This window comes from Ruegeria sp. E1, assembly GCF_056534225.1.
Window position 1 is genome coordinate 1 of sequence record NZ_JBQFPE010000005.1, and the last position, 14,919, is coordinate 14,919.

The following is a 14,919-nucleotide window of genomic DNA, read 5'->3' on the forward strand; positions in this document are numbered from 1 at the left end:
CGTGATCCAATGGGCCCCAGGCCTGCCCAAAACCCGCTCGGGCAAAATCATGCGCCGCATCCTGCGCAAAATCGCCGAGAACGACTTTGGCTCGCTGGGTGATACCTCAACACTCGCAGACCCGTCGGTTGTTGATGATCTGATCCAGAACCGCGCGGTGAAATGATGGGTGCGGTAACGACGACGACCCCCGCGGTTCTGATACTGCTCGGCCCTCCGGGGGCGGGGAAAGGTACACAGGCGCGGATGCTTGAGGACAAGTTGGGTCTGGTCCAGCTCAGCACCGGCGACCTGTTGCGTGACGCAGTGGCCGCCGGGACCGAGGCGGGTCTCGCCGCCAAGGCAGTGATGGAGGCCGGTGATCTGGTCAGCGACGGTATCGTCATCGCAATCTTACGCGACCGCATGGCGCAACCGGACTGCGCCAAGGGCGTTATTCTGGACGGCTTTCCGCGCACCACGGTTCAGGCCGAGGCGCTGGATGGTCTGCTGGCAACCAGTGACCAGAAAATCAATGCAGCGATCAGCCTTGAGGTTGAGGACGCCGAAATGGTCACTCGCATCTCGGGCCGCTACACCTGTGCGGGCTGTGGCGAAGGGTTCCACGATAGTTTCAAGGTGCCCGCCGTCGAAGGCAGATGCGACAAGTGCGGTCATACCGAATTCAAGCGGCGGGCAGATGACAATGCCGAAACGGTGGCTTCTCGACTGGCAGCTTATCATGCGCAAACGGCACCGCTGATTGATTACTACCAGTCTCAGGGCGTGCTGAAAGGCGTCAACGCCATGGGGCAGATTGATGAAATTGCTCGCGACCTGCATGGGCTTGTGAGCGAGGTAACGAGTTAAAGGGGATAAAGCCCCAAGGCTTTGATCCTGAAACAGAATACTTCAACGGAACCGCCCTGGCGGATCAGAGAAGTTATGCCTGATGCCACCCGGCGTCTGGCGCAAAAGAAACGCGGCCCCGCGTGCCGGAGGATTAGGATAACGGGCCGCCCTAGGAGGAAGCGAAGGAGGACCGCAATGGCGGATCAATCAACAAACTCCGCGCAGACTGCCCAAGCCGATAAGGGCTATTGGCAGGCCAACCTGCGTCTTATCTACATCAGCCTCATCATATGGGCGCTGGTGTCATTTGGATTCGGCATTCTGCTGCGTCCGCTGCTGTCGGGTATCGCCGTCGGCGGCACCGATCTGGGCTTTTGGTTCGCTCAGCAAGGATCAATCCTGGTCTTTCTGGTGCTGATCTTCAACTACGCCTGGCGCATGAACAAGCTGGACGCTGAATACGGCGTGGACGAGGAGTAACAGCATGGACCAGTTTACCATCAACCTGCTGTTTGTCGGCGCGTCCTTTGCGCTGTACATCGGCATCGCGATCTGGGCCCGTGCGGGTTCCACATCGGAATTCTACGCCGCCGGTCGCGGCGTTCACCCGGTCACCAACGGTATGGCGACAGCGGCAGACTGGATGTCTGCGGCCTCGTTCATCTCGATGGCGGGCCTGATTGCCTTTACCGGCTATGACAACTCGACCTTCCTGATGGGTTGGACCGGTGGCTACGTGCTGCTGGCGCTGCTGCTTGCGCCTTACCTGCGTAAGTTCGGCAAGTTCACCGTGTCGGAATTCATCGGCGATCGTTTCTACAGCCCGACCGCTCGCTTGGTGGCCGTAATCTGCCTGCTTGTTGCTTCGATCACTTATGTAATCGGTCAGATGCAGGGCGTGGGTATTGCCTTTGGCCGCTTCCTTGAGATCGACGCTTTCTGGGGTCTGCTGATCGGCGCTTGTGTGGTTTTCGCCTATGCAGTGTTCGGGGGTATGAAGGGCGTGACCTATACCCAGGTTGCCCAATATTGCGTGCTGATCACCGCTTATACCATTCCGGCGATCTTTATTTCGCTGCAACTAACGGGTACGCCTGTTCCGGCGCTTGGTCTGTTCAGCGATACTGCCAGTGGTGAGCCCCTGCTGACCAAGCTGGATGCGATCGTGACCGATCTTGGTTTTAACGAATATACGGCCCATCATTCGAACACACTGAACATGGTGCTGTTCACACTGTCACTGATGATCGGCACCGCTGGCCTACCGCATGTGATCATGCGATTTTTCACGGTTCCGCGTGTGTCTGACGCCCGCTGGTCCGCTGGCTGGACGTTGGTGTTCATCGCGCTGCTGTATCTGACCGCCCCTGCGGTCGGCGCTATGGCCCGACTAAACATCACTGACATGATGTGGCCCAATGGCGGCATCGACGGTGGCGCAGTTTCGGTCGAAGAAATCGATACCGATCCACGCTATGACTGGATGCAGACATGGCAGAAAACCGGTCTGCTAGACTGGGAAGACAAGAACGGCGACGGCAAGATTCAGTACTACAACGACAAGTCTGAAGCTATGACCGCAATCGCGGAAGAAAAAGGCTGGGTCGGGAACGAGCTGACCAAGTTCAACCGCGACATCCTGGTTCTGGCCAACCCCGAGATTGCTAACCTGCCGGGTTGGGTGATCGGTCTGGTTGCTGCCGGTGGTCTTGCGGCCGCTCTGTCGACCGCTGCGGGCCTGCTGCTGGCGATCTCGTCGGCTGTATCCCACGATCTGCTCAAGGGGCAGCTCACACCAAATATGTCCGAGCGTTCCGAACTTCTCGCGGCACGTCTGTCTATGGCCGCTGCAATCGTAGTAGCAGTGTTCCTGGGCCTGAATCCTCCGGGCTTCGCTGCGCAGACTGTTGCTCTGGCCTTCGGTCTTGCGGCTGCCTCGATCTTCCCGGCGCTGATGATGGGGATCTTCTCGACCCGCATCAACAACACCGGCGCGGTTGCTGGTATGCTGGCCGGTCTGGTCGTCACACTGGTCTACATCTTCCTGCACAAGGGCTGGCTGTTCATTCCGGGCACCAACTCGTTCACCGATGCTGACCCACTGCTGGGTCCGATCAAGTCGACCTCGTTCGGCGCCATCGGTGCAATGGTCAACTTCGGTGTCGCCTATGTGGTCGCCGGAATGACCAAAGAGACTCCGCAGGAGATCAAGGATATGGTCGAAAGCATTCGCATTCCCCGTGGTGCGGGCGCAGCTCAGGATCACTGAGTTTGATGGGGCCGGAACCCTCCGTATCCGGTCCCGTCTTTCGATCGACTGCTCCCGCCCGGCATTCCACCGGGCGGGGCTTTTCATTCAGACACCCGAGGCCCACCCATGCCCCTGTCCCATGATGAGATCACCCGGTTTCTGAAATCCGTACACCCCTATGACGCCCTGCCCCCAGCGGTTCTGGAGGATCTGGCTGGCCAGATCGAGGTTTGGGAACTGGATGAGGATAGCTCGATTTACGAGTTGGGCCACACGATGCCTGGGGTCTTTGTAATCTACGAAGGACAGGTCGAAATCACCGATGAGAATGACGCCGTTGTCTCTCATCTCGGGCTCAGGAATTCTTTTGGCGAACGTGGGTTGCTGAAGGATGGCAAGGCCGCCACCCGGGCTCGTGCGCATACGCCCTCGGTCCTGATCCTGCTACCGCCCGATCTGGTGCGCTCGCTGATCGACGGGCACGAGGTCGTGTCGAAATTCTTCAACCGGACGCGCGGCAACCGGGCTGGCCCGCACAGTCTGGCAACCAGCGCAATCGACATCCTGATGGCACACAACCCGGCCACCTGCCCGCCCGACACGCCGGTTCAGACCGCGGCGCAAATCATGCGCGACCTTCATATCTCATCCCTGTGTGTGACCGAAGGGGATGCCTTGCTGGGTATTGCGACGCTGCGCGACATTTCAGGCAAGTTCGTAGCCGATGCGATGCCCTCTGATACGTCCGTGGTGTCCATCATGACCGCCAATCCGATCACGCTGTCCCCCACCGATATCGGATCGGATGTGCTGCATGTGATGATGGAACGCGGCATCGGCCATATCCCGATATCCGAGGCCGGACGGCTGGTTGGTATCGTCACGCAAACCGACCTGACCCATTATCAGGCCGTGAATTCTGCCGAACTGGTGCGCCGGATTGCTCGCGCCAACACCGCGCAAGAAATGGCCGTCGTGACCGCCGAGATACCGCAGCTGTTGGTCCAGCTTGTTGCGGGCGGCAACCGGCATGAAATCGTGACGCGGCTGATCACCGACATCGCTGACACCGCGACGCGGCGGTTGTTGGCACTGGCCGAACTGGAATTGGGATCGCCACCGGTGCCTTATCTGTGGCTGGCCTGCGGCTCACAAGGCAGACAAGAACAGACCGGCGTATCGGATCAGGACAATTGCCTGATGCTGGATGACAGCGTAACCGATGGAGATATGGCCTATTTCGCAGCGCTGGCCAAATTCGTTTCGGACGGTCTGGACACATGCGGGTATTTCTATTGCCCCGGCGAAATGATGGCGACCAATCCGCGCTGGTGTCAGCCGGTGCGCGTCTGGCGCGACTATTTCAAAGGTTGGATATCCAAGCCCAACCCCGAGGCGCAGATGCTTGCCTCGGTCATGTTCGACCTGCGGCCCATCGGTGGCGCGTTCGATTTGTTTACCGACCTGCAGGCGGATACGTTGGCGGCGGCCAATGCGAATTCGATCTTCCTGGCGCACATGATCTCGAACTCGCTGAAACACACGCCGCCGCTGGGCCTGTTGCGCGGCTTTGCCACCATCCGGTCGGGCGAGCATCGCAACACGCTGGACCTGAAGCATAACGGCGTGGTTCCGGTGGTTGATCTGGCCCGCGTCTACAGCCTGCAGGGGCAACTGACCGAGGCCAACACCCGCGCGCGTCTCAGCGCTGCTGAGGCAGCGGGGGTTCTCAGCCCATCCGGCGCACGCGATCTGTTGGACGCCTACGACCTGATCGCGGAAACCCGTCTGGAACATCAGGTGCGGCTGGTGAAATCCGGCGGTGCGCCCGACAATTACCTGCCACCGGCCGAGTTGTCCGACTTTGAGCGAAGTCATCTGCGCGATGCCTTTGTCGTGGTAAAAACGATGCAATCGGCAGTGGGTCATGGCAAAGGGATGCTGGGCTGATTTGCGCCTGAGTAACGGAGAGACGACATGTTTCTGGAACTGATTGCCACGGTATTTGCAGGCTTTGCCTTTGCAGGCGTCGTGATGGTGCTGAACAAGCTGACCGGAGGCCGCCTGCCCCGCTGGGCCGCCCCCGTCGCTGCAGGTTTGGGTATGATCGGCATGACCATCGCCAGCGAATATTCATGGTTCGACCGGACCAAGGATTCTCTGCCCGACAGTCTTGCTATCGTGCAAACTGTCGAAAGCCGCGCCTTCTACCGGCCCTGGACCTACGCGGTTCCCTTCGTCGACCGTTTTGCCGCGATTGACACCATATCTGTTAGGACCAATGACAGCGTCCCCGAGCAGCGTCTGGTTGACCTCTACTTCTTCGGCCGCTGGGCCCCGGTTTCGAAAGTTCCCGTCGCCGTCAACTGCGCCGACAACAGCCGGGCCAATCTGGCCGACGGGGCCGAATTCGGCGAAGACGGGCGCTTGCTGAATGCCAGCTGGATCAAACTTGCCGCCGATGACCCAGTAATTGAGGCAACCTGCGGGGTCTGACAGTGTTAAGCCACCTGAGTCTACGCATACGAGTATTCCTGTTCTTTTGCCTGCTGGCCGCAGGTGGTCTTGTCGTCAGCTCGGGCTCTCTTTGGATCAGTTATGCCCGCGCAGATGATCCGGCGCTGATCAACGCTTATGTGTTTGCCGGAATACTTACTGCCTTTGGATGGCTTGCCTTGATCGTTGGAATTTGGCTGCTCTTTGACGACAACGTGGCCAAGCCGATTGAACGCCTGTCGGCACAGCTGCGGGCACGGGCTCATGCAGGGGTCAGCGCCGACCTTGACCTCGACGCTGCCCGATATCTTGGAGATCTGGCCCCTGCCGCTGCCGGGCTGGCTGACCAACTGACCCATACAGCACTGAACACAGCGCAGGCGGTTGCGGCGGAAACCGCGCATCTTGCCGCCGAGAAACAGCGCCTGACTGCCTTGCTAACCGAAATCCCGGTGGCCATGCTTCTGGCAAGCCCCAAACACCAGATCGTTTTGTATGATGCGCAAGCAGCCGAGGTTCTGGCCCAGATCGCGCACCCCCGGCTCAACGCTTCGCTTTTTGACTACATCGACCGCACCGGACTGACCGCTGCCTACGCGAAAATGGGCAAAACCGGGCTGGAGGTCGCATGTACGCTCAGGAGCGTTGATGGTGCACAATCCTATTCGGCGCGAATGAAACCTCTCGGTGATGCGCCCGGATATATGCTGATTTTCGATGACAACGCCGCACATATCGAACCTGATGCCTCTCGGCCCTTGATCTATGACTTTGATCTGCTGGACGCTCCGGTTGATCAGGCGTTTGATAACCGCCCCCTGAACGACCTGTGCTTTGTCGTTTTCGATACGGAAACCACAGGTCTACTGCCACACAAGGATGAGATCGTTCAGATCGGCGCAGTGCGCGTTGTAAAGGGCAGGATCGTGACAGGCGAGCAGCTGGACATGCTGGTCGATCCGGGCATTCCGATCCCCGCCGCCTCGACCCGGGTCCACAAGGTCAGCAATGCAATGGTTGAGGGTGCTCCTCATATTGCCGAGGCTGGCCGAACCCTTCATCAATTCGCTCGCGATGCTGTTATTGTTGCCCATAACGCGCCATTTGATATGGCATTCCTGCATCGCCACGCGACCCGAATGGGGGTCGAATGGAACCATCCCATTCTGGACACCGTGCTGCTGTCAGCGGTTCTGTTCGGTGCCAGCGAAACCCATACTCTGGACGCTGTGAGCGAGCGGTTGGACATAACAATTCCCGACGCCCTGCGCCATACTGCACTGGGCGATGCCACCGCCACAGCTGAGGTTCTAGTCAGAATGCTGCCTATGCTGAATGCACGCGGAATAACCACTTTCGGCGCGGTGATTTCCGAGACCCGCAAACATGGTCGGCTGCTTGAGGACCTGAACTGATCAAAAACCCCGAACAAGCGCAGCTTACCATAGACAATCCCCGCGCCGCGTGGCACCTGAGACAGGACCATTCAACGAGCACGCGATGACGGAAACAACATTCACTCCCGGTCCTGAACAAAACCTGGAATTCCGCGAAGCGCTTGGCTGTTTCGGAACGGGTGTCACCGTTGTGACGACCCAAACGTCCGACGGGCCCGTTGCGATCACGGTCAATTCCTTTGCGTCGGTATCGCTGGACCCTCCTTTGGTCCTTTGGTGTCTGGGCAAGGATTCAAACCGCTATGACGCATTCAGTCAGTGCCAGCATTATGCCATTCACGTGATGGCCCAGGAACAGCATGATCAAGCATTGAAGTTTGCCCGGAACGGGTTCGATTTCTCTCATGCAGACTGGCAAAGCGACGAAGCGGGCAGGCCGAGGCTGGCCGAGTGTCTCGCCCGCTTTGATTGCCGCCTGTCAGATATTCACGACGCTGGTGATCATCTGATTTTGGTGGGTCATGTTGAAACCGTCATGCATCGCCCGGGCCAAGGGCTGATATTCAAACGCGGCCAGTTTGGCGGGTTTGCCGATCTGATCTGATCACTCGTCCAGTGATCCGTGAACGGCCAACGCCTCAAGCTGGGTTTCCTGCGGCGTGATCACGCGAAACGCTTCGTGCACCCCTGCCCCCGTCAATTCCCGCGCAACGGTCAACAACGTGTTTGGGGCGTGATCCTCGCACATCTCAGACATATGATCGATCTCGGCCTGCGCCACATCCAGCGCCGCCTCGACCGAAGGCGCGCCGTATAGTTGCACGAAATGCTCGGCCAGATTCTGCCGGACCTGCTCGATCTCGCCGGGTTCGATTTGGGTCACCGCAACAAACGTCACGCGCCCAAAGGTCTCAAGCCCCAGCCAACCGTTGGCAAAGGCTTGTCGCGCCTTGCCTTCCAGATCACCCTCGCCCCAGTTCGAAAACTCGAAACCGCCCGATATGCACCATTCCCCGGTCCGTGCCGGAGAGTGGAAGACATTTATGTCGCTTTCATCGAAATGGATTGCGCGGGCCAGTTTCATCAGGTGTTCTCCAACAAGTCTGTCAATGGGCGCAGGCGCGTTTCACCACCATCCCGGATCAGCATTCCGAACCGCTCATCGGCCCCCACAAACACGCCATGTTCACCCAACGGTTCACCCACACCGCGCAGCAGACCCATCCATTCCCGGTGCAAAGGGGCGTTTCCTTCGTCCTGCCAACGATTGAGCCATGTCAGCATGTGACGCGACCAGCTTTCGACCAGTTGTGGGGGCGAAACGTCGGCGCATCCCTCGTTGTAAAGCGCAGTAATATCCGGGGTGGCACCGGGCGCGTCACCGGTCTGAATCAGCGCCAATTCCCAACCGACGACCAGCCAATCCGGTATTTCCGCCGCGTCGTCGGACGAAGCCGCGACCTGAAACTGACCGCATTTGGCCCCATTCACGCAAATCAGCCCGTCCCAGCCCAGATGCACAGCCACTTCGGGCGGGGCAAGCGCGCCCAGCGCATTCTGAAACCCGACAGCACATAGCGGCAGCATCGCCATTGCATCCTGCAACGGAACCTCGGGTGCGAAAACAATGGCAACGCGCAGACGGTCGGCCTGAATGTTGTAGATAACCGACCCCGCATCGCATCCCAAAGCCGCCATCGCCTGCGCGCGCTCAAAGGGATCCTCCGCCCCCTGAACCGGGTGGCCAGTCAGCAACGGAGGGAAGACCGGTTGGCTCATGCGTTGCCTTCGGCGATCAAGTCGCGGGCGATCTTGCGGAACGCCTCGGCCTGCGCACTGTCAGGTTTGCTGACAACAATGGGCGCACCTCCGTCAGCGGCAACGCGAATGTCCAGATGCAGCGGGATCTCACCCAGCAAAGGAACGCCCAGCGCTTCGGCCTCGGACTTGACGCCGCCATGGCCAAACACGTGTTCTTCATGTCCGCAGTTCGAGCAGATATGGGTCGACATGTTCTCGATCATGCCGACAATCGGCGTCTTGAGTTGATTGAACATGTCAATCCCCTTGCGGGCGTCGATCAGGGCAACGTCTTGCGGGGTCGAGACAACAATAGCGCCGTCCACTTTGAATTTCTGGCTCAGCGTCAGTTGCACGTCACCGGTGCCGGGCGGCAGATCGACGATCAGCACGTCCAGCGCGCCCCATTGCACTTGCCCCATCATCTGCTGCAAAGCCCCCATTAGCATCGGGCCACGCCAGACAACGGCCTGACCTTCGTTGGTCATCAAGCCCATCGACATCATGGTGACGCCATGATTGCGCAGCGGCAGGATCGTTTTGCCGTCGGGGCTGGCCGGACGGCCCGACACACCCAGCATTCGGGGCTGCGATGGGCCATAGACGTCAGCATCCAGCAAACCAACGCGCCGCCCTTCAGCGGCCAAAGCACAGGCAAGGTTGGCTGATACAGTGGACTTGCCCACCCCGCCTTTACCTGAAGCAATCGCAATGATCCGATCCACGCCGGGAACTGCCTGCGGCCCGGTCTGGGATGGCTTGGGTTTGGGCTTCAGGTCGGGCGGGGCCTTATCCGAATGCGCCGTCATCATGGCCGAGACATTAGAAACGCCATCGACCAATTTCGCAGCCTGCTCGGCCGCAGCACGTACCGGCTCCATGCGTTCAGCCGTTTTCGGATCGATCTCGAGAACAAAGCGCACTGTGTCGCCTTCAACGTTCAGCGCGCGTACGACACCAGCGCTTACAATATCCTGCCCCGATACCGGATCGGTAATTTTCTTGAGGTTGGCAAGAACCGCATCACGAACACTCATGCGTTATTACCTTTTACAAAGCCCTGTCCGCGGGCGTTGCGTGTCGACATTTCGTAGTCGCCGCTCATTGCATGTGTCTCCGTCTCATTCTGTTCATTTGACGCATTTGGTCATCGCCCGTTAGGTTTGGCCATGCGCCGTGTACTCTTGTGCCTGAGCCTGACGCTCGCCGCCACCCCCTCTTGGTCCCAAGAGGCACTTGGCCTTGCGGCCCCGGACGAGCTTTCGGACTCGGGTCTCTTGCAACATATTCTTCCGCGCTTTTCTCTCAAGACCGGGATACGCGTGATCGCCGACGAAAACGGCGTTATGACCCTGTCTCCGGATGCTCCGGGCGACCCGGTATTCCAACGGAGCGGCATAATCTACCATCTGCAAACGCAAGAGGACGCTCGCCAGATTCGCTTCCGCGATTGGCTGTTGTCCGATATCGGCAAAAGAACGGTCGAAAGCTTTGCACCCGCGCAAGGCGATCCGTTCAGCACCAATATCGAAGTTACAGTTACCAAAACCGAAGAGGTTCTGGACGGAGACGCGGCATTGGGTCAGAAACTGTCCTTTTCTCTCTGCGGTCGCTGTCACGTGATCGGACCCCAGAACCGCATGAACGGACTGGGCTCGACCCCGTCCTTTGCCGTTCTGCGATCCCTGCCTGACTGGTCTGAAAGGTTCGAAGCTTTCTTTGCCCTGAACCCGCACCCGGCCTTTACGCAGATCGAAGACGTGACCCCACCTTTCGCGGTGGATCGCCCGTCGCCCATTCACCCGGTTGAAATGACACTGGACGATCTTGAGGCCATCCTTGCCTTTGTCTCGGGGATGGCCGCAGCAGACCTTGGTGATCCGCTGCAATTTCAGTGATCCTTTCGTTTTGAGAAATAGTCGTCCGTTGTAACCACACGCGGCTTGGGCGCGGCCTGGAACGGGTTGTCCTGACTGTGAAACTGCGCATTTACCCTGCAATCGTCGCACATCTGGATCAATCGCGCCTGATCCGAGGTGGCAAACATCGGATGCGTTCCCGAAAGCTTCTCCATAATCCGCTCAACGGTGGATTTGACACCAAACGCCGCACCGCATTCCACGCATTCGAACGGTTCTTCTTCGTTCAGAACCTGTTGCGACAGTGCAGCGTCGGACAGATCGAATTGCGGTACAAGCTGTATCGCGTTTTCGGGACAGATCGTGCGGCACATTCCGCATTGCAGGCAGGCGTCTTGCTGAAAGTTCAATTGCGGCTTGTCCGGATTGTCGATCAACGCACCCGAAGGGCATAGCGATACGCAGCTCAGGCACAACGTGCAGGCGTCGGTGTTTACCGCAATGGCGCCATAAGGCGCCTTGTCCGGCAGTGGCAAGGGCGCGGTCGCATCTGGGTTCAGTGCTTGGGCGGCGAGCCTTGCGATTTGACGCCTATTGCCCAGCGGCAGAACAGGATCGGTCAACGGCGCTGGCACCTTCTGCGCATAGAGCAAATCAGACAAAGCGTCTGGATCACCCTCATCAATCAGGCCAAGCGCGTCGTTCCCGGCAATAGCCTGCGCCAGCGTCACTTCGCGATCCAGCGCATCGCGTTCAGTTTTCGGGGCCAGCAGTACATCGACACGGGCAAACCCATGGGCCAATCCGGCCAGTAATTCGGCATGACCAAATCCCGAGATGGTACTCAGTTCCAATGGAATGACATCCGCCGGCAAACCCCGCCCGAACCGCGCAGCCAATCGGATCATCTGCGCGCCATGTGCGTCATGCACCAACAGGCGCGGAGCGGTTCCGCCTGCCCGTCGATAGGTGCGCGCCAAGATATGCATACGCGCCAGAATGGCCGAGACCGGCGGATCCTCGTATGTGATTGCCGTGGATGGACACAACGCAGCACAGGACCCGCACCCAGCACAGACCATCGGATCGATCGCAACATGCTCACCTGCAGGCGTAATCGCTCCGGTCGGGCATACGTCAAGACAGTTGGTGCAGCCAACCTGTTCGGCTCTGGAATGGGCACACAAAGTTTCATCCAGGCGCACGTATAACGGTTTCTCGAACGTACCGACAAGTTGCGCGGCCTCAAAAGCAAGGTTTGCTACGGCCACAGCATCTCGCGGATCGGCCTTCAGATAGCCTTCGCGCTTTTCCGGGGCGCTGACAAAGGGTGTTCCTCCGGCCAGATCGATTACGATATCGCAGCGCGAGGTCGCGCCGTCGCGAGGTTCGGACCATGAAAAGGCACCGCGCCCGCCCGGCTCAAGCTGTTGCACCTGATCCAAACGCAGAGTGAACCCACCAAGCGCACCCGACAGATTGAGCAATTTCGCCCTGACCACATCATAGTCGCGGCTGAGCGGTTCTGCATCATCTGCCACCAAAACGGTCACGGCCAAAACCTGAGACAAACGCTCAGCCAGATCAAAAGCGACTGAGCCGGGGCCGATGATACAACATGTCCCCTCGCTGATGACATCGACGCTGGGCGTCACCGGTTGCGGCAGAAGGGATTCGGCCGCCAAAGCCGCCATTTTTGGTGCTGCGTTCTCAGCGTCCTCGGACCAACCCGCGCGATCCCTCAAATCAATATATCCCGGACGATCCAGACCAAGCTCGTCCGCGAGGTCATTGAAAACAGATGTTTCCTGTCCGCAGGCAATCACAATCTGATCGTCTTGATGCAACAGGTCCGCCGCCGCGCGAAGCTCGGTCGTGCATAGTGCTGTATGAACCTTCGAGCACGCAGCCTCGCAGGATTGGGAAATCTGATCCGCATCCAACGATTGCGTTCCCCCGCAATCGCATAACAAAAACTTGCTGGCCATCTCCTCCCCCGAGACTGCTTGCTGTTACCCAGCACATTAGACCTAAACGGGACGGTGGCAATGCAAACCGCGATGATCTGTTCAGATTTATGCATTATTTCACACAACCCTGACGGCGGTCGCAAAATCAAAGCGACATTTCCGAATAATATTTTGGTGAAAGCGGCATTTTCCCTCGGAAACAGGCTTGGCAGAGCGCCGCTTTGTGTAACATAGTACATCATACAGAGGACAGGCGAGAGCCTTGTCGGGGAGGAGCCAGTGGCCAAGGCCGCAAGCCAGATTGAAATGCCGGTTGGCGTCATTGTGCGCAAAACCCCGGGTGTAACCCGTTGGGCCAAATGGAACTGGCGTGCGGTTGCCGTGCTGCCCGGTGCAGGCCCCGCGGACTGGTTAGAGCTACGACGCGAAGGGGATGCGGTTGAATATCATGCAGCCACCCTGCCCCTGACCCTTTGGATCGATGAGACAGAAGCCTACATGGTTAACCTGTCCGACGGGCAACCCTCGCTTTACCTTGTGCTACGAAATGAGTTGAAGGGCGAAACGCCGTTGAATGCCGTGCTGATCACTGCCTCTCCTTTCGAAGGGCAGGACTATGCCGACACCGGCGAGGAGATCGTCGAGAAAATCCCGATGAGCGAAGGGTTGATCGCCTGGGTTCGCGACTTTGCGCTCCAGCACCACAAAGACGAAGTTTTCATCAAACGCCGTCGCGACAAGAAACGCACGGATTTGGTGGAAGACGGTAAAGGCGATGCCCGTATCCGGCAGGAGTCGGACGTCTATCGCGCGCCACGGAGGGTTCTGCAATGAACCGCCCCAGCGATTTCTGGTCCCGACGCAAAGCTGCTGTACAGGCCGAGGCCGAAGCAGAGCGGGCAGAGATCGAGGCCCAAGCGCTTGCTGAGCATCACGCAGAGATCGAGGAAAAGACCGACGCAGAAATTCTTGCCGAATACGATCTACCCGACCCCGACAACCTGCAACCTGGCGACGATGTGTCCGGCTTCATGTCCAAGGCGATCCCAGACAGGTTGCGTCGCCGTGCATTGCGTCGATTCTGGCGTTTGAACCCGGTTCTGGCGAATGTTGATGGTCTGGTCGACTATGGTGAAGACTATACCGATGCGGCCTGCGTCATCGAAAACATCCAGACCGCTTATCAGGTCGGCAAGGGAATGCTCGCCCATATCGAGGCACTGGCCGCAGCCGAGGAAGAAGACCTTGCCGAATTGGAAGCCGCACCTTCCGAGGAGGAACCTCCTGTCATTGTCGCCGATTTAGAAGACACCGTTCAGCCGGTGGAGCTGACAATAAACAATGTCGAGGACGAAGTGCCCGACACCACCCCGGCCCCGCGCCGCATGGTATTTGAATTCGAAGGATAACCGAATGACCGCAAGTGATGCGCAAACAATAGACGTCTCGGCCGAGGATCGTCTGCGTGCGGATTTCTATAACTTTCTGGGCCTTCTGCTTGCTGGCCCTCCTGATCAGATGCTGCTGGATCAGATGGCGGGATTGACCGGCGACGACACGGATTTGGGGCAAGCCATTCAAGCCATGGCCCGCGTTGCCAAGGTCACCAAACCATCCGCAGCCGAGCGCGAATTCAACGCCCTGTTCATTGGCTTGGGGCGTGGTGAACTATTGCCCTATGCCAGCTTCTATCTCACCGGTTTCCTGAACGAGAAACCTTTGGCCCAGCTTCGCAACGACATGGCCGCACGAGGGATCACCCGGGCAAAGAACGTGTTTGAACCCGAAGACAACATCGCCTCGCTGATGGAGATGATGGCGGGCATGATTGTCGGTCGCTTTGGGTCAGCCACTTCGTTGGATGAACAACGCGCGTTCTGGAACAAGCATATCGGCCCATGGGCCGCGCATTTCTATTCTGATTTGGAAGGTGCCGAGAACTCGGTTCTCTATGCATCCGTCGGCACTGCCGGTCGGGTGTTCATGGAGATCGAACGTGAGGCGTTCCGAATGACGGCGGCCTAGCTCGCCATTCGCCGGTGCCTTATGGCGCCAAACCGCAATTGGGACAGGAGGAGCCCATGAGCAAGACCAAGGAAGAAGGCGCAACCCGCCGCGACTTCCTCAAACTGGCCGGAACCGCAGCGCCTGCTGCCGTCGCCGCTGCCAGCCTGACCGGGAAAGCCGAAGCAGCCGAGCTGCCGACGGATGAAACCCGGATGCAGGATACTGCGCACACCCGCGCATACATAGAAAGCACCCGGTTCTAGGATCGGACGTTTTCACCACCCGACAGAAGGTTGCGATTGGCCCTG

16 protein-coding genes are annotated in these 14,919 nt (G+C 58.7%); 12 read left to right on the forward strand and 4 right to left on the reverse strand.

Translation table 11 applies throughout. The annotated features are described in order from the left end of the window. Nucleotides 1–165: 165 nt before the first annotated feature. From ACR0FG_RS07210 to ACR0FG_RS07240, 7 genes are all read left to right on the forward strand, one after another. Entirely contained in the window at nucleotides 166–849 is a 684-nt protein-coding gene (locus ACR0FG_RS07210) for an adenylate kinase (protein WP_480891509.1), read from the forward strand. A 177-nt stretch (nucleotides 850–1,026) separates the two neighbouring features. Continuing rightward, on the forward strand, nucleotides 1,027–1,311 hold the full coding sequence (locus ACR0FG_RS07215; protein ID WP_480891512.1) for a DUF4212 domain-containing protein: 285 nt from the start codon (nucleotides 1,027–1,029) through the stop codon (nucleotides 1,309–1,311). Nucleotides 1,312–1,315: 4 nt separating this feature from the next. Continuing rightward, nucleotides 1,316–3,100 (forward strand): sodium:solute symporter family protein, encoded by a 1,785-nt coding sequence (locus tag ACR0FG_RS07220; protein WP_480891515.1) that lies wholly within the window; start codon nucleotides 1,316–1,318, stop codon nucleotides 3,098–3,100. A 108-nt stretch (nucleotides 3,101–3,208) separates the two neighbouring features. Beyond that, entirely contained in the window at nucleotides 3,209–5,032 is a 1,824-nt protein-coding gene (locus tag ACR0FG_RS07225; protein WP_480891516.1) for a DUF294 nucleotidyltransferase-like domain-containing protein, read from the forward strand. 27 nt (nucleotides 5,033–5,059) lie between these two features. Beyond that, nucleotides 5,060–5,578: a hypothetical protein gene (locus tag ACR0FG_RS07230; protein WP_480891518.1), complete on the forward strand. Its 519-nt coding sequence runs from the start codon at nucleotides 5,060–5,062 to the stop codon at nucleotides 5,576–5,578. Between the two features lie 2 nt (nucleotides 5,579–5,580). Further along, a complete protein-coding gene (locus tag ACR0FG_RS07235) occupies nucleotides 5,581–6,993 on the forward strand; it encodes a 3'-5' exonuclease (RefSeq protein ID WP_480891520.1) in 1,413 nt (470 codons plus the stop codon). Between the two features lie 85 nt (nucleotides 6,994–7,078). Further along, nucleotides 7,079–7,579, forward strand: a complete 501-nt coding sequence (locus ACR0FG_RS07240; protein WP_170716747.1) for a flavin reductase family protein — start codon at nucleotides 7,079–7,081, stop codon at nucleotides 7,577–7,579. Here the strand turns inward: ACR0FG_RS07240 and ACR0FG_RS07245 are convergent, their stop codons facing one another. Genes ACR0FG_RS07245 through ACR0FG_RS07255 form a run of 3 tightly spaced genes read right to left on the reverse strand, consistent with a single transcriptional unit; the run spans nucleotide 7,580 to nucleotide 9,812 of the window. Next, complete coding sequence (locus ACR0FG_RS07245) at nucleotides 7,580–8,059, reverse strand: DUF6505 family protein (RefSeq protein WP_480891523.1); 480 nt, start codon at nucleotides 8,057–8,059, stop codon at nucleotides 7,580–7,582. Then, on the reverse strand, nucleotides 8,059–8,754 hold the full coding sequence (locus tag ACR0FG_RS07250; RefSeq protein WP_480891526.1) for a biotin/lipoate--protein ligase family protein: 696 nt from the start codon (nucleotides 8,752–8,754) through the stop codon (nucleotides 8,059–8,061). Before ACR0FG_RS07250 ends, ACR0FG_RS07245 begins: the two co-directional genes overlap by 1 nt. Further along, nucleotides 8,751–9,812, reverse strand: coding sequence for an Mrp/NBP35 family ATP-binding protein (locus ACR0FG_RS07255; protein ID WP_170716753.1), 1,062 nt, complete (start codon nucleotides 9,810–9,812; stop codon nucleotides 8,751–8,753). The genes ACR0FG_RS07250 and ACR0FG_RS07255 overlap by 4 nt, the downstream gene beginning before the upstream one ends. A gap of 132 nt (nucleotides 9,813–9,944) precedes the next feature. Here ACR0FG_RS07255 and ACR0FG_RS07260 point away from each other — a divergent pair, with 132 nt between their 5' ends. Further along, complete coding sequence (locus ACR0FG_RS07260; protein WP_480891529.1) at nucleotides 9,945–10,673, forward strand: hypothetical protein; 729 nt, start codon at nucleotides 9,945–9,947, stop codon at nucleotides 10,671–10,673. Here the strand turns inward: ACR0FG_RS07260 and ACR0FG_RS07265 are convergent. Next, nucleotides 10,667–12,622 carry a 4Fe-4S dicluster domain-containing protein gene (locus ACR0FG_RS07265; RefSeq protein ID WP_480891531.1) on the reverse strand — a complete coding sequence of 652 codons (1,956 nt, stop codon included), beginning with the start codon at nucleotides 12,620–12,622 and terminating at the stop codon, nucleotides 10,667–10,669. The genes ACR0FG_RS07260 and ACR0FG_RS07265 overlap by 7 nt on opposite strands. A gap of 261 nt (nucleotides 12,623–12,883) precedes the next feature. Here ACR0FG_RS07265 and ACR0FG_RS07270 point away from each other — a divergent pair, with 261 nt between their 5' ends. From ACR0FG_RS07270 to ACR0FG_RS07285, 4 genes are read left to right on the forward strand one after another with little or no spacing between them, the layout of a single operon-like run. Beyond that, nucleotides 12,884–13,438, forward strand: coding sequence for a DUF3305 domain-containing protein (locus ACR0FG_RS07270; RefSeq protein WP_480891534.1), 555 nt, complete (start codon nucleotides 12,884–12,886; stop codon nucleotides 13,436–13,438). Then, complete coding sequence (locus tag ACR0FG_RS07275) at nucleotides 13,435–14,013, forward strand: DUF3306 domain-containing protein (protein WP_480891536.1); 579 nt, start codon at nucleotides 13,435–13,437, stop codon at nucleotides 14,011–14,013. The genes ACR0FG_RS07270 and ACR0FG_RS07275 overlap by 4 nt, the downstream gene beginning before the upstream one ends. A 4-nt stretch (nucleotides 14,014–14,017) precedes the next feature. Then, complete coding sequence (locus ACR0FG_RS07280) at nucleotides 14,018–14,629, forward strand: molecular chaperone TorD family protein (protein WP_170716766.1); 612 nt, start codon at nucleotides 14,018–14,020, stop codon at nucleotides 14,627–14,629. 56 nt (nucleotides 14,630–14,685) lie between these two features. Then, nucleotides 14,686–14,874: a ubiquinol-cytochrome c reductase iron-sulfur subunit N-terminal domain-containing protein gene (locus ACR0FG_RS07285; RefSeq protein ID WP_039535039.1), complete on the forward strand. Its 189-nt coding sequence runs from the start codon at nucleotides 14,686–14,688 to the stop codon at nucleotides 14,872–14,874. The last annotated feature ends 45 nt before the right edge of the window (nucleotides 14,875–14,919 follow it).